Source organism: Paraburkholderia sp. EG304 (genome assembly GCF_046543485.1).
GTDB lineage: Bacteria > Pseudomonadota > Gammaproteobacteria > Burkholderiales > Burkholderiaceae > Paraburkholderia > Paraburkholderia youngii.
Genome location: NZ_JBKGUA010000013.1, coordinates 73,170 through 87,813, shown reverse-complemented (window position 1 = coordinate 87,813; position 14,644 = coordinate 73,170). Strand labels below are relative to the sequence as shown.

Below are 14,644 nucleotides of genomic sequence, written 5' to 3'. Positions count from 1 at the left end.
GAAACGATGACGAAACCGTAGGGAATCCACGAATGAGTTGTGCGCAAGCCAACGGTTCCGGCTTCCGGCCGCGAAGCGTTCAGCTTGCCGGCATCGTGTCGAGCCGGGCCGCCGAGTTTTGAAGTCCTTTAAAAATCCGCTCGGCGACCTTGCCCGGAAAGCGCTCGGGCAATTCCGCCGACACCCGCTCGATCACGCCGGGCGTCTGTTCGATCAGACGCTGGATCAGCGGTTCGGCGTTGGCGCCATACGAACACTTCAACGCCATCGCGTTGAAATGACGCCGCTGCACATCGCGAAACGCATCGTGCTTGCTGCGCGACCACAGACCCATCGCGAGCCGTGCCTTGTACCACGACCACTGGTTCGGGCCATTGCCTTCGACCGGCCAGATCGACATTACGTCGTAAAGCGGCGTCAGACGGTACTGGCCGCCCGCGAGCAGACGGATGCTGAAGTTCTTCGCGTGGCCGTCCGGCGCGGCCAGCATCCAGAACAGGATCTGGCTCGCGAGCAGGGTCTCGAGGTCCTGCCGCGCGTCGACCGACTGCTGCAGAATCCGCGCGAGGTCGAGCACGCCGGGGCCGCCCTCGTTCTCGTACTTGCGATGCGACGGCACGCCGTACACCTGGCAGAAGTCTTCCTGCGGCAAACGCAATAGCCAGGTGCCGCTCGAATGCATCTGCCGGTCGAAGCGTTCGACGGCGAGCACGCGCTGCCGGCCAAAGCTGAGGACCTCGGTGTTCGCGACCGGCAGGCCGAACGCGCGCAGAATCCGCATGCACAGCCACTCGTTTTCGACCGACGTGCTCAGATCGGCGAGCCGGTTGCCGACCAGCCCCAACGGCAGCTTGAAGATATGCGTGGTCGGGGTCGCGCCGTGCGGCCGCTGCCACTGGCCGTCGTGCCACAGCAGCGCGGTTTTCTCCTGCGCGCCGGCGAGCGAGATGCGGAAGTCGTCGGGTTCGTCGGGCGCGCCGAGCGTCGGTTTGCCCACCGTTTGCGCGAGCAGCGCCTCGATGTCGTCGTCGGAAAGCGGCGTGCCTTCGATGCGCTGAACCCCGGCCGGCGCGTCGTCTTCGCCGAGCAGCTGGACCGCGCCGACGCAGTCGCGGCCGATGGCCCGCAGCAAGTCGAACGCGTCGAGCGTTTCGGTCCGGTAGCGCTGCGCGATGCGTTTGCGGATAGCGTCGCTGTCGGGCAGCAGGTTGTCGAAGTAGTTCAGCACCCGCGGCCCTTTGTGCGCCATGTTGCCGGGTGTGAACGGCAGCGACAGCGACAGCGGACGACCCGCGGGCGACGCGATCCAGGCGGCGTCGTAGGCGAACTCCATCGGGCCGCGCGCGGGCAGGCGCCAGACGCCGACGCGCTCGCCGTTGGCCCACACCGACAATGCCTTCGAGGCGGTTTGCCGGGCCATCTCACCACTCGACGTTCGGTGCCGGCTCGGCGCCCGGCTGATTTTTGTCGCGCAACTGCAGTTGCAGGCCGTAGACGCCGCACAGCGCGAGCAGCTGGGTGAGCGTGAGCCCGCTCGCATCGGTTTCGAGCGCGGAAATGCGGCTTTGGCTCACGCCGACGCGCGCGGCCGCCTCGGTCTGCGTGAAGCCGGCTTGGCGGCGGCTGGCCGCTAGCAGCTGCGCGAGCTGGTCCGACGTGGTGATCAGATGGAGCATGGCGGATTATCTGCGAGACGAATAAACGCAATTTATGCGTTACACGAATATTTGTCAAATATTTGCCTGACAGATAATCGACCAATATCCGTTTGACGGATAACTGGGGATTCCGCCAGGAGCCGGCTGCCGTCCCGGCTGCGACCTGCAGCGGTGCCGAACTCACGCGGCATTGCGGACAATGGCCGCCACTGCGAAGATGACGCCCACGTCTCCAACCCGCCCAACCAATGACCACGACTTACCCACTGCACTCGACCTTCACGCCCGCCGACCAACCGTTTCCCAGCCGCGCCGACGTCGTGATCGCCGGTGCCGGCATCATGGGCTGCGCGGCCGCTTATTACCTGGCGCGGCGCGGCCTGTCGGCGGTGGTGCTCGACAAGTCGCGGATCGCCGGGCAGCAGTCGTCGCGCGCATGGGGCTTCGTGCGTCAGCAGGGTCGCGAGGCCGCCGAGGTGCCGCTGATGATGGCGAGCATTCCATTGTGGAAAGAACTCGAGCGTGAGCTGAATTTCGATCTCGAATGGCGCCAGGGCGGTTGCCTGTACGTCGCGACCAATGACGAAGACTGGACTTCGTTCCAGCAATGGCTCGAAGTCGCGCGTCAGTATGGCCTCGACACCCGCACGCTCGACCGCGGGCAGATCGACGCCGTCGTCAGCGGCATGCAGGGCCCCGCGCTCGGCGGCCTGTACACGCCGAGCGACGGCCAGGCCGAACCGCGCCGTGCCGCCGCGGCGTTCGCGGCCCGCGCGGCCGAAGCCGGCGCGCTGTTTTTCGAGGGCTGCGGGGTGGTGGGCGTCGAACGCGCGGGCCGCGCGATCGCCGGTGTGCTCACCGAGCGCGGCACGATTCGTACCTCGCGTCTGATCTGCGCGGCCGGCGCGAGCAGCTGGCGGCTCCTCAGGACGCTCGGTCTCGAACTGCCGCAGCAGGCGGTGCGCGGTACCTGCATGCGCACCAATCCGCTGCCGCCGATCACGGCGTCGACGTTCTGGGGCCACGGCCTCGGCATCCGGCAGCGCGCGAACGGCGCGATCAACCTCGCCGACGACATGCAGGTCGACGTCGACATGACGCTCGGCCATTTCCGCGCGCTCAAATGGTTTCTGCCCGAGCTGTGGACCCAGCGCGAGAAGTTCAGCTTCCATCTGAACGGCGCCTGTCTGCGCGATCTGCGCGAGCGCCTGCCGGGCGGCGTGCCCGACGCCGAACGTGGGATTTATCCGCGCGACCCGCATCCGCAGCCGAATCCGAGCCACGCGCCGCGCGCGCTGAAAAAGCTGCGCGCGCTGTTTCCGGCGTTGCGCGACGCCCAGGTGGTCGAAGCGTGGGCCGGGCTGATCGACGTGTTGCCCGATGGCATTCCGGTCATCGATGCGCCGCCGCAGGTCCCAGGCCTGACGATCGCGACCGGCTTCTGCGGACATGGGTTCGCGATGGGGCCGATCGTCGGCAAGCTGCTCGCTGAACTCAACGATGGCGGCAACGCGTCGCTCGATCTGTCGGCGTTCCGATTGCAGCGTTTCTTCGACGGCACGATGAAGCGGCCGCGCAGCATGCTGTAACCGCGCGCAACGCGACCCAACCCAACTCAACCCGATCGATACCACCGATGACCGAACCCGTTCTCCGCCACGCCGATGTTCCGTACTACACGCAATGGGGCAGCCCCGAGTGGGTGCGCGACATCGTCGAACGGCAGCGCGATCCGTGCGAAGACCCGCACTGGCAGCGCAGCGGTTTCGCCGACCCCGAGCGCTATCGTTTCTGGGCGCAACGCCTGTGCGGGCTGACGTGCCTCGAATCGGCGCTCGACTACTGGGGCATCGATCACGCGCCGCGCGCCGCATTGCTCGACGACGCGCTGCGGCACGGCGTGTATCGGCTGCGCGACGATGGCGGCGTCGACGGTCTGATCTACCGGCCGTTCGCCGACTGGGCGGGCCCGGCCTTCGGCCTCGACATCGACGTGCTGCCGCAGGCGTCGCTCGAGGAGATCGCGGCGCGGCTCGACGCCGATACGCTCGCGATCGTGTCGGTGAGCCCCGAGATCCGCTATCCGGAGCGGCCGAACCGGCAGCGGGGCGGTCATCTGGTCCTGCTGCACGGGCGGGATCGCGACGGCGTCTGGTTCCATAACCCGTCGGGCGTCGCGCCGCACCAGTCCGACGTGTACCTGCCGTTCACGACGATGTCGCGTTTCTATGCAGGGCGTGGGATGACGCTCGGCCGCAGCATGAGCTAGCTGGCGCGCCGGGCATGACGCGGCGTTCGCGATTCGGGTCTGTTTCCTGCTAATGCAGCATCTTCGACGTGCGACCGATCGGATCTTCCATGAATCGAGCTTTCCGTCTGCTTGCTGCCGGCCTCGTCGTGCTCGACGCTGCCGGCGCCGCGCATGCCGCGACCCGCGAAGAACAGGCCCATGCGTGCCGTCACGATGCGTTCCATTTTTGCGCTTCGGAGATTCCGCACCGGGCGAAGATCATCGCCTGCATGAAGCGGCACCTCGACGAACTGAGCCCCGCGTGTCGGGCGATGTTCGGCAACGGCAACGGCAAGAACGGCGATCAGAACCGCGATCAGAACCGCGACCAGAACCGCGACCAGAACCGCGACCAGAACCGCGACCAGAACCGCGACCAGAACCGCGACGGTAACGGCGGCAAGTAGACGCCCACACGACTAGTCAATTTTTCTGCGCTCGGTTACGGTGACGCCATGCCCACTTGATCCAGCATTGGACCGTCCCGCCCATGACCCGCCCGACCACGCAGATCTTCGACGCCGCCGCCACCGCGCGGCTGATGCCTTTTGCAGCGCTTGTCGACGCATTACGGCGCGCAAGCATCGACTACGCGCAACGACGCATCGTGAGCCCCGAGCGGCTCGTCGTGCCGCTGAATGCCGGCGGCATCATGCTGTCGATGCCCGCCACCGCGCCCGATCTGGCCATCCACAAGCTCGTCAACGTGTGCGCGACCAACGGCGCGCGCGATCTGCCGACGATCCACGGCCAGGTCATGGCCTTCGATGCCGATACCGGCGAGACGCTGTTCGTCCTCGACGGTCCGACCGTGACGGGCCGCCGGACCGCGGCGATGTCGATGCTCGGCATCGCGACGTTCGCCGCGCGCACGCCGCGCGAATTCCTGCTGATAGGCACCGGCACGCAGGCGCTCAATCATCTGGAAGCGATCGGCGAACTGTTTCCCGACGCGCTCGTGTGGGTCAAGGGCAGCGCGCCCGCCCGCGACGAGGCGTTCTGCGCGGCGCAGCGCGGCAAGGTGCGTGAGTTGCGGCCGCTCGCGAAAGCCGGCGCGACGATTCCGGCTTCGGTCGAGGTCGTGATTGCGTTGACCACCAGCAAACAGCCGGTCTACGACGAGACGGCGCGCGCGGAGCGGCTCGTGATCGGCGTCGGCGCTTTCACGCCGCAGATGGTCGAGATCGGCGCGACGACGATCGCGGGCAGCGCGCTGTACGTCGACGACGAGGCCGGCGCCAAGCACGAGGCCGGCGATTTCATTCAGGCCGGCGTTGACTGGGCGCGGGTGGGCGCGATCGCCGCGGTGCTCGGTGAGACGCAGCCGGTGCCGGCGGGACCCGTGGTGTTCAAGAGCGTCGGCTGCGCGGCGTGGGATCTGGCCGCGTGCCGGGTCGCGCGAGAGGCGCTGGCGCGCGGCTGATCGTTAGCGGTCCACCCGCCAAAATCACGCAAAATATCCCGAAAAAACAACCATGTGGCGCGCAAGCTTGGCAACTTGCGCTAACCTGCGGCAGATGTTGCCGTGCAAACTATCTCAAAACGTTGCACCATAGATGTTTGCCGGAAAAAGCGCCATACCGGACGTGAGCTTTAGCCCGTCCGCCCGCCGCCGATTCCTGATCGACGCCTTCCCCCTAGACGCTGCGACCGTGCCATGACGACCCAACAAGCTCCTGCCACACCCGACCTGCCGCTCGACATGATCATCTTCGGCGGCACCGGCGACCTGTCGTTCCGCAAGCTGCTGCCCGCGCTGTATATGGCGCATCTGCACTGCAATCTGCCGCCGGACACCCGCATTCTGACGATCGGGCGCAAGCCCTGGTCGCGCGAGGAATACATCAGCGAATTCATGGAGCAGAAGGCCAAGCCCTTCATCGACAAGAAGGCGTTCGATGCATCCGCGTGGGACAAATTTCTCGCGATTTTCGAATACGTGCGGATGGACGTCGATTCGCGCGAGGACTACCTGCGCCTGAAGGAAGCGTCGCGCGACGGCGTGAACCGTGTGTTCTATCTGGCGACGTCGCCGGATCTGTTCACCAATATCTGCGACAACCTGTCGGCGGCCGGGCTCGTTGACAGCCATTCGCGCGTGGTGCTCGAAAAGCCGCTCGGCCACGATCTCGCGTCCGCACAGGAAATCAACAACGCGGTCGGCAAGCATTTCGAAGAATCGCAGATCTACCGGATCGACCACTACCTCGGCAAGGAAACCGTGCAGAACCTGATGGTGCTGCGCTTCGGCAATCCGATTTTCGGGCCGCTGTGGCAGGCGCCGTACATCAAGAGCGTGCAGATCACGGTGGCCGAAACGGTCGGCGTGGGCACTCGCGCGGGGTTCTACGACAAGACCGGCGCGCTGCGCGACATGGTGCAGAACCACCTGCTGCAACTGCTGTGCATCGTCGCGATGGAGCCGCCGGTGTCGCTCGATCCCGACGCGGTGCGCGACGAAAAGCTGAAGGTGCTGCGCTCGCTGCGGCCGATGACGCCCGAGGACATCGCGCGCGACACGGTGCGCGGCCAGTACACGGCGGGCGCGGTCGATGGCGAGGCGGTCAAGGGCTACCTCGAGGAAGAAAACGTGCCGCCGGGCAGCCGCGCCGAAACCTTCGTCGCATTGCGCGCGCGGATCAACAACTGGCGCTGGGCCAACGTGCCGTTCTTCCTGCGCACCGGCAAGCGGATGCAGAAGAAGCTGTCGGAGATCGTCATCGAATTCTCCGAGCTGCCGTTCTCGATCATTCCGAGCAATGGACGCACCTATGGCAATCGTCTGGTGATCCAGTTGCAACCGGAAGAGTCGATCCAGCTGCAGGTGCTCGCGAAAGAACCCGGCAGCGGCATGCACATGGTGCCGGTGAACCTGAACCTGGACCTGCAGCAGGCGTTCACCGAGCGTCGCGCGGAAGCCTATGAGCGGCTGCTGATCGATGTGATCCGCGGACGGCTCACGCACTTCATGCGCCGCGACGAACTCGAAGCGGCATGGGCGTGGGCCGAGCCGATTCTCGACGGCTGGGCGAAGTCGGGCGAGCGGCCGCGCTCGTATTCGGCGGGCACGTTCGGACCGGCGGCATCGACCTCGCTGATGACGCGGGAGAACGCCGTGTGGGCGGAGGAATCGCAGTAACAGGCTTTTGACAGCACGCTATACGAGGCGGCTCGCGACGTTGCAGTGGCGTCGCGAGCCGCTTTTGCTTGCGCTGTCGCTGGCGCGTTGATTGTTCGTCATTCATAGGGCTTGCGCCTATGATGATTTCCTTGTCCGCGTCACTCAGCGGCACTCCAAACGAGGCATCGATGAGGCGAATTCTCGTGGCATTGATCTGGGCGGCAAGCGTGGCAACCACACTCAATCTCACGGCTTACGCAAGCAACGGTGTCAATGCCCGCAGCGATCCGCCGAAGGTGATCATCGACAGCGACTACAACACGCTCGGCGACGATGGCCAACTCGGCGTGATGGCAGCGCAACTGCAGGCGCAGGGTTCGCTGAAAGTGCTCGGCATTACCGTGGTGTCCGGCAATCAGTGGCTGAAGCAGGGCGTTGCCGATGCGTTGAAATCGGTCGAGCGGCTCGGCGTCGAACAGCAGATCGGCGTGTATGCGGGCGCCAATTACGCGTTGTCGCACGACTTCACGACGATCCAGCGTGAACTGAAAGAATTCCCGGGCGGCGACGGTTACATCGGCGCATGGAGCAAGCCGGAGCCGAAATCGGCTAGTGAACTGGTCGCGCCGCCAGACGGCTTCGCGACGCACACGAAGGTGCGAAGCCAGAGCGCGATCGACTTCATCGTCGAATCGGTGAAGCGCTATCCTGGCGAGGTGACGATTCTCGCAATCGGCCCGCTGACCAACCTCGCGTTGGCCGCCCGCGAGCACCCCGAGATCGTGCCGCTGATCAAGCAGATCATTTACATGGGCGGCGCGATCGACGTGCCGGGCAATACCACGCCCACCGCCGAATTCAACTGGTGGTTCGATCCCGAAGCGGCGAAAACAGTGCTGCATCTGCCGATCAAACAGACGGTGATTCCGCTCGACGCAACGAATACCGTGCAAATGGACAAGGCGCTTTACGATCGCATTGCGCACGATCCGGCGAAGCAGACCATCATCACGCAACTGTTCAAGACGCTGAACGGTTACGGCTACGACGGCAAGAACGGCTTCGAGACCAATCCGAACTACACGACGAACATCTGGGACACGCTGACGCTCGCGTATCTGATGCATCCGTCGTTCGCGACGCAGACCGTCGAGGAGTGGGTGGATGTGGATACGGGCTTCGGCGTCAACGATGGCAGGGCAACGGGCTACACGAGTTCGCCGCCGCCGGGTTTGCAGAAGATGACGGTCGTCAAGCGATTCGATAATCCGGCGTTTTTCAATTTCTATGTCGATCTGCTGACGCGGCCGGTGACGGTGCGGCCAATGAACTAATCAACGCGCGAGCGCCGCGCGCCCGCACCCGCTTTACGCGGGATGCAGGCCGCGCAGCAACTGACGCACGCGCGACAGATCCTGCTCGACGTGGCCGGCCTTCTCGAACAGCTCGGCGAGCCAATCGACGAATGCGCGCACGCGCGGCGACACGCGGCGGTTTTTCACGTACGCGACCGAGACCGGCATCGGCACGGGTTTCCATTGCGGCAGCACTTCATGCAGCAAGCCCGAATCGAGGTAAGGCTGCGCGGCGATGCGCGCGGGCTGGATCATGCCGAGGCCTTGCAGTCCGCAGGTGAGGTACGCCTGTTCGTCGCTGACCTGCACGAAGCCATTGAGCTTGACCTTGCGCGCTTCGCCGTCCACTTCGAAATCGAAGTCGCATTCGCGGCCGCTATGCGGCGACACGCAGTTGACCGCGACATGCGCGCGCAGCTCGTCGAGATCGACGGGCGTGCCGTGGCGAGCCAGATAGGCTGGACTCGCGCAGGTGACCTGATCGAGGGTGCCGAGTTGCCGCGCGACGAGATTGGAATCGGGCAATTCACCGAGCTGGATGCTGCAGTCGATTGCTTCGGAAACCATATCGACGGTGCGGTTGCTGACGCCGATCGCGAGATCGAGGTTCGGGTAGAGGGCGTGGAACTCGTCTAGCGATGGGAGCACGATTGCGCTTGCTACTGCGCTCGGCATTTCTATGCGCAGGCGGCCGGTCAGGTTGTCGGTCGAATTGCGGATGCTGGCTTCCATTTCGTCGATGTCGGCCAGTATTTGCGCGCAGCGTTCGTAGTAGGCGGCGCCTTCTGGGGTGATGCTCAGGCGGCGCGTCGTGCGGACTAAGAGCGCGGTGCCTAGCAGGGCTTCCAGGTTCTGGACGATCGTCGTCGCGGTTGCGCGGGGAATGTTCAGTGATTCCGCTGCGCGGGTGAAGCTGTTGGTGTCCACGATTCGGATGAATGTGCGCATTGCAGTTATTCTGTCGATCACTGGGATGCTCCAAATGAGGTTTCTTTTTTTGCCTGCGGCGGTTCTTTTGTCTTTGTTCCTGCGGTGTTGGCCTTTCCTTGATTTCTTGTCGGTCTATTGGCGTTGCCCCTGTGCGGGGCGGCACCTACTTTCTTTGCTGCTGCAAAGAAAGTAGGCAAAGAAGACAGCTCAAACCGCTAATTCTTAAGCGGGCACCGTGCCCCACGAGCGGCAGTGGTGCATCTGGAATCCGTGCCCCCGCACATTCGACGGCAGTGACAAAGCCGTCATCCATCCCACTCCGCACTACGTGCGTCGCGGACCGGTATGCAGGGGAAACCAGTGTGTTTTTTGTGTTAGTGGGGCCATCGGCTGCGTCTCGGCGACACGCCAAACCGACCAATGGTTTGAGAACAGTGCTTCGGCGCGCGCAGCGCCGCCGGAGGTATGACTGCCTTGTCACTAACGCGGAATGCGCGAGATGACAGATTCCAGATGCACCACTACCTCACGCGGACCGAGGGCCCCGCTTATGAGCTGGCGGTTTGAGCTGTCTTCTTTGCCTACTTTCTTTGCAGCAGCCAAGAAAGTAGGTGCCGCCCCGCACAGGGGCAACGCTAATAGACCGACAAGAAATCAAGGAAAGGCCAACACCCTAAGAACAAAGAAAAAGCGCGAAGGCAAAGAAAACACAACAACAAAACAAAACAAAACAGAACCCCGCGCCGCAGGCGCAAAAAAAGCCACCCGCTGCGCGGCAAACAAGCAGCTATTACTTCCGCAACGAATCCATATCAATCACAAACCGATACTTCACATCGCTCTTGAGCATCCGCTCATAAGCCTCATTGATCTTCTGCATCGGAATCATTTCAATATCCGAAGTAATGCCATGCTCCCCGCAGAAATCGAGCATCTCCTGCGTCTCGGCAATACCGCCAATCAGCGAACCGGCAAGGCGCCGCCGCTTGAGAATCAGATTGAACACCTGCGGCGACGGATGATCGTGCTCCGGCGCACCGACCAGGGTCATCGTCGCATCGCGCTTCAGCAGATTCAAAAACGGATTCAGATCGTGCTGCGCCGCCACCGTATTGAGAATGAAATCGAAGCTATTCACATGCGCTTCCATCTCCTGCGGATTCTTCGAAACAACGACTTCATGCGCGCCAAGCCGCTTCGCATCCTCGATCTTCGACGGCGACGTCGTAAACAGCACGACATGCGCGCCCATCGCACGAGCCAGCTTCACACCCATATGGCCGAGTCCGCCGAGGCCGACAATTCCGACCTTCTTGCCCGGGCCCACGCCCCACGTGCGCAGCGGCGAATACGTGGTGATGCCCGCGCACAGCAGCGGCGCGACACCCGCGGGGTCGAGATTCTGCGGCACGCGCAGCGTAAAAGCCTCGTCGACGACCAGTTGCGTCGAATAGCCACCGTACGTGATCTGTCCGTCGACGCGATCGACACCGTTGTACGTGCCCACCCAGCCGTTCTCGCAATACTGCTCGAGACCTTCCGCGCAGCTCGAACAGGTGCGGCACGAATCGACCAGACAGCCGACCGCGACCAGTTCTCCGACCTTGTACTTCGTCACATTCGGACCGACCGCGGTCACGCGGCCGACGATTTCGTGGCCCGGCACGACCGGGTAGATCGTGTTCTTCCATTCGTTGCGCGCCTGATGCAGGTCGGAATGGCACACGCCGCAGTACAGCACTTCCATCTGCACGTCATGGGCGCGCGGTGCGCGGCGCTGTAATTCAAACGGGGCGAGCGGCGTGGTGGCGTCGGTCGCTGCATAGGCATACGTCGTGCTCATGGGTAGCTCCAGCAAAGAGGGTGATGGCGCAACATGCGACGCGCCGGCGATGCGCAACAGGGGGTTGCGGATGCGGCGGACCGCAGCATGAACCGGAATCGGGGAGAGTGCATCGGTGGCCAACATCCGCGTCGAGCAAATTGATGGTGGCCAATGACCGCGCACGCTGCGCGCGGCAAAAAGGGCGATCCGGCAGGGTTCCCATCTTAGGAGTCCGACACCCGTCGTGGAATACCTGACTGTCTTGAAGGTTTGCCTAAAACTCTGGAGGAACAGCGCGATACACTGTTTGGTGCTAAATTCCAGGCATTATTCTCCTGGCTGTCACCATATCGTCATGTCCACTCAAGCTGTCGATTCCGTTACGAACGATGCGGCGCAGCGCCGCGTGCTCGAACTGTTCAATCTGCTCGCGCCGAATGCCGGCATCACGCGTTCGAGCCTCGAAGGCGTCGACCTGCTGCGCGCGAATCAGCCGATGGCGCGCAGGCCGGTGATGTACGAGCCGAGTATCGTGATCGTCTGCCAGGGACGCAAGCGCGGCTTTATCGGCGATCAGGTGTTCCAGTACGACGCGCAGCAGTACCTGGTGCTGTCGGTGCCGTTGCCGTTCGAATGCGAGACCGAAGCAAGCGAACAGGAGCCTTTTCTCGGCATTTCCGTGCGCGTCGATCTGACGATGGTCGCCGAGTTGCTGATGGCGCTCAACGAGACTCAGGGGGTCGCGCAGCACGAACCGGCCGGCATCTACTCGACGCCGCTCGATTCCGCGCTGAGCGGCGCAGTGAAGCGTCTGATGGAAGCACTCGCATCGCCGCTCGATGCGCGCATCCTCGCCCCTGGCATCGTGCGGGAAATCTGTTATCGCGTGTTGACCGGCGAGCAGGGCGGCGCGATTCGCGCGGCGCTCACGCATCAGAATCACTTTGGCCGCATCGCCAAGGCGCTGCGGCGCATTCATGCGGACTACCACGGCTCGCTCGATGTCGATACGCTCGCGGCCGAGGCCGGCATGAGCCTCGCGGTGTTTCATGCGCAGTTCAAGGCGGTCACCGCGACGTCGCCGATGCAGTACGTGAAGACCACGCGTCTGCATCATGCGCGTCTGTTGATGGTGCAGGATGGTTTGAATGCCGGCGCAGCCGCCGCGCGTGTCGGCTACGAAAGCGCGTCGCAGTTCAGCCGCGAGTTCAAGCGGCTATTCGGCCTGAGTCCCGGCGACGAGGTCAAGCGCATGCGCGCCGCTCACGATGCGCCGCTGCCGCGCGCGCACAAGCCGGTGCCGCGTTACGTGACCGCGGTCTAAAGCCCGCTGAACCAGTTGTAGCCCTGATCTTCCCAGTAGCCGCCGGGATTCGTGTTGGTCACGAAGATCGCGGCGATATGCTTCGGGTTCTTGAAGCCGAGCTTGGTCGGCACACGCAGCTTCAGCGGATAACCGTATTTGGCCGGCAGCGGCGCGTTGCGGAAAGCGAGCGTCAATTGTGTTTGCGGATGCAGCGCGGTCGCCATGTCGAGGCTCGAGTAATAGCGGTCCGCGCATTTGAAGCCCACGTAGCGCGCGCTCAAATCGGCGCCGATCAGTTGGAGAAACGTGCGAAACGGTACGCCGCTCCATTGTCCGATCGCGCTCCATCCCTCGATGCACACGTGGCGCGTGATCTGCGAGACCTGCGGCAACTTGCGCAGCTGCTCGAGACTCCAGCTTCGCTTGTCCGCGACGAGCCCGGACACTTCGAGCCGAAAGCTCGAGCCGTCGATATCGGGCGCATCGAACTCGGGATAGAAAGCGTTGAACGGAAACGGATCGGTGATATCGCGCGCCGCATAGGTCGGCGCGAGTTTGTTGCGATCGAACAGCCACGCCTGCACGCGGTCGTTCCAGCGCGACATCGCCCACAGCACCTTATCGACGGAATCGTTGTCCTGCAGGTTGCAGCCGGACAGCATCGCGAGCGCGCCGTTCGATAGCGACGAGCGCAGAAATAGACGGCGCTGCAATTGCTCGATTTGCGGCCGGTGCTCGGCAAGCACGATGCGTGAGCGGCGCGCGCCGTCTGTATTGGCGTGCGTATCGTTCGCCGTGTCGGTTCGTTGCGGGGCGCTCATGCGCGAGTCCTCTGGGGGGCTTGATCGATGCGAGGCGTGCCGTGCTGGGCGCGTCCGGTGAACATCGGCGGCAACGTGCGCGGCACCAGCAGCACCAGCAGCAGATGCACGACGACGAAGCCGACCACGCCGGCCATCGCGACGAAATGCACGCGCCGCGCAAAATCGAAGCCGCCGAACAGCGCGGTCAGCCACGAGAATTGCACCGGCTTCCAGATCGACAGTCCGGATGCGACGAGCAGCACGCCGAGCAGCAGCACCAGCAGATACAACGCGCGCTGCACGGCGTTGTACCTGCCGGTTTCGTGCGGCAGTCGGAAGCGCAGCGCAAGCGCCGCATCGCGCGCGACGTCGCGGGCACGCACCGGCAGCAGCTTGCGACGCAAATGGCCGCTCGCGACGCCGTACGCGAGATACAGCAGCCCGTTCACGCAGAGCAGCCACATCGCCGCGAAGTGCCATGCGATCGAGCCGCCGAGCCATCCGCCGACCGTCGCCCATACGGGAAACCGGAACGGAAAGATCGGCGACGCGTTATAGATCGCCCAGCCGCTCATCACCATGCAGACCATCGCGAACGCGTTGATCCAGTGCGTCACGCGAACGAAGAGAGGATGAACGATCAGAGATGCTTGCGAGTCGGGCATTGGCTTCAAAGACGAGAGTGAGGAAGACGAACGAAGTGCCGCGTTACATCGGCGGCGTCACGCCATGCTCGCCGGCCGAAATGAAGTTCGCCGCCATCGAGCCGTCCGCCTCCTTGTGCGCAAACAGCACGACCTTCGCGCCGGGCGTCAGCAGCGCGCGGCTGCCAGGCTCCAGACTGACGATGGGCACGTCCTGCGGAATCACGATCTTCTTCTCGCCGTCCTTGTACTTGACGGTAATCGTGCGGCCGTTGCTGACCGCCAGCGAGCCGACCGTGCCGTTCGTCATCGTGCTGTTCGCGCCGAGATCCCACGGTCGATGACCTTCGCCGGAACCGCGCATGCTCGGCGGGAACACATGCACTTCGAGCGCTTTCAGCGTGCCGTCGGCCTGCGGAATCGCGGCGGTGCCGACATAGCTGTCCGGCTTGATGTCGGCGACGTTGGCGAGCGTGACGCCGCGAATCGGCGTGTCGGCGGCAAGCTTCACGTCGACGTCCTGGCCGTCGCGCGTATGGACTTTGAGCAGATCGCCCGACAGCGACGTGACCGTGCCGCGCACGCCGGTCGGCGCGGCAGTCTGGGCCGAAGCCGCGAACGACGTTGCGAACAGCGCGGCGGCGAGGGCGGGGACGGCGAGGGCGCGCAGCGTGCGTGCGCGGACAGTGTTCATGCGGGTCTTCATCAGGCA

The 14,644-nt window shown here is 64.0% G+C and carries 14 protein-coding genes; 7 read left to right on the top strand and 7 right to left on the bottom strand.

The genetic code is table 11. The annotated features are described in order from the left end of the window. Window positions 1–79 precede the first annotated feature (79 nt). Together ACLFKU_RS17700 and ACLFKU_RS17695 are read right to left on the bottom strand one after the other, a co-directional pair. Window positions 80–1,420 (bottom strand): type II toxin-antitoxin system HipA family toxin, encoded by a 1,341-nt coding sequence (locus tag ACLFKU_RS17700; protein WP_410849917.1) that lies wholly within the window; start codon window positions 1,418–1,420, stop codon window positions 80–82. A gap of 1 nt (window position 1,421) precedes the next feature. Continuing rightward, the gene (locus tag ACLFKU_RS17695) at window positions 1,422–1,676 is read right to left on the bottom strand and encodes a helix-turn-helix domain-containing protein (protein ID WP_410849916.1); all 255 of its coding nucleotides are present in this window, start codon (window positions 1,674–1,676) and stop codon (window positions 1,422–1,424) included. 230 nt (window positions 1,677–1,906) lie between these two features. Here ACLFKU_RS17695 and ACLFKU_RS17690 point away from each other — a divergent pair, with 230 nt between their 5' ends. The 6 genes from ACLFKU_RS17690 to ACLFKU_RS17665 all read left to right on the top strand — a co-directional run bounded on the left by ACLFKU_RS17690 (window position 1,907) and on the right by ACLFKU_RS17665 (window position 8,403). Next, the gene (locus ACLFKU_RS17690; RefSeq protein WP_410849915.1) at window positions 1,907–3,247 is read left to right on the top strand and encodes an NAD(P)/FAD-dependent oxidoreductase; all 1,341 of its coding nucleotides are present in this window, start codon (window positions 1,907–1,909) and stop codon (window positions 3,245–3,247) included. A 47-nt stretch (window positions 3,248–3,294) separates the two neighbouring features. Further along, window positions 3,295–3,927, top strand: a complete 633-nt coding sequence (locus ACLFKU_RS17685; RefSeq protein ID WP_410849914.1) for a C39 family peptidase — start codon at window positions 3,295–3,297, stop codon at window positions 3,925–3,927. Between the two features lie 89 nt (window positions 3,928–4,016). After that, window positions 4,017–4,355: a hypothetical protein gene (locus ACLFKU_RS17680; protein ID WP_410849913.1), complete on the top strand. Its 339-nt coding sequence runs from the start codon at window positions 4,017–4,019 to the stop codon at window positions 4,353–4,355. A gap of 83 nt (window positions 4,356–4,438) precedes the next feature. Then, window positions 4,439–5,371, top strand: coding sequence for a bifunctional Delta(1)-pyrroline-2-carboxylate/Delta(1)-piperideine-2-carboxylate reductase (gene lhpI / locus ACLFKU_RS17675; RefSeq protein ID WP_410849912.1), 933 nt, complete (start codon window positions 4,439–4,441; stop codon window positions 5,369–5,371). A gap of 234 nt (window positions 5,372–5,605) precedes the next feature. Further along, on the top strand, window positions 5,606–7,087 hold the full coding sequence (gene zwf, locus ACLFKU_RS17670) for a glucose-6-phosphate dehydrogenase (protein WP_368585350.1): 1,482 nt from the start codon (window positions 5,606–5,608) through the stop codon (window positions 7,085–7,087). A 170-nt stretch (window positions 7,088–7,257) separates the two neighbouring features. Continuing rightward, window positions 7,258–8,403, top strand: coding sequence for a nucleoside hydrolase (locus tag ACLFKU_RS17665; protein WP_410849911.1), 1,146 nt, complete (start codon window positions 7,258–7,260; stop codon window positions 8,401–8,403). A 33-nt stretch (window positions 8,404–8,436) separates the two neighbouring features. Here the strand turns inward: ACLFKU_RS17665 and ACLFKU_RS17660 are convergent, their stop codons facing one another. Then, a complete protein-coding gene (locus ACLFKU_RS17660; protein ID WP_368585352.1) occupies window positions 8,437–9,393 on the bottom strand; it encodes a LysR family transcriptional regulator in 957 nt (318 codons plus the stop codon). A 751-nt stretch (window positions 9,394–10,144) separates the two neighbouring features. Further along, on the bottom strand, window positions 10,145–11,197 hold the full coding sequence (locus ACLFKU_RS17655; protein WP_368585353.1) for an NAD(P)-dependent alcohol dehydrogenase: 1,053 nt from the start codon (window positions 11,195–11,197) through the stop codon (window positions 10,145–10,147). A gap of 337 nt (window positions 11,198–11,534) precedes the next feature. Here ACLFKU_RS17655 and ACLFKU_RS17650 point away from each other — a divergent pair, with 337 nt between their 5' ends. Beyond that, on the top strand, window positions 11,535–12,503 hold the full coding sequence (locus ACLFKU_RS17650) for an AraC family transcriptional regulator N-terminal domain-containing protein (RefSeq protein WP_368585354.1): 969 nt from the start codon (window positions 11,535–11,537) through the stop codon (window positions 12,501–12,503). Here the strand turns inward: ACLFKU_RS17650 and ACLFKU_RS17645 are convergent. Genes ACLFKU_RS17645 through ACLFKU_RS17635 form a run of 3 tightly spaced genes read right to left on the bottom strand, consistent with a single transcriptional unit; the run spans window position 12,500 to window position 14,626 of the window. Further along, complete coding sequence (locus ACLFKU_RS17645; RefSeq protein WP_410849910.1) at window positions 12,500–13,306, bottom strand: molybdopterin-dependent oxidoreductase; 807 nt, start codon at window positions 13,304–13,306, stop codon at window positions 12,500–12,502. The two genes, ACLFKU_RS17650 and ACLFKU_RS17645, sit on opposite strands and share 4 nt — an antisense overlap. Next, entirely contained in the window at window positions 13,303–13,953 is a 651-nt protein-coding gene (locus ACLFKU_RS17640) for a cytochrome b/b6 domain-containing protein (RefSeq protein ID WP_368585356.1), read from the bottom strand. Before ACLFKU_RS17640 ends, ACLFKU_RS17645 begins: the two co-directional genes overlap by 4 nt. A gap of 43 nt (window positions 13,954–13,996) precedes the next feature. Next, window positions 13,997–14,626 carry a hypothetical protein gene (locus ACLFKU_RS17635; protein ID WP_410849909.1) on the bottom strand — a complete coding sequence of 210 codons (630 nt, stop codon included), beginning with the start codon at window positions 14,624–14,626 and terminating at the stop codon, window positions 13,997–13,999. Window positions 14,627–14,644: the final 18 nt, after the last annotated feature.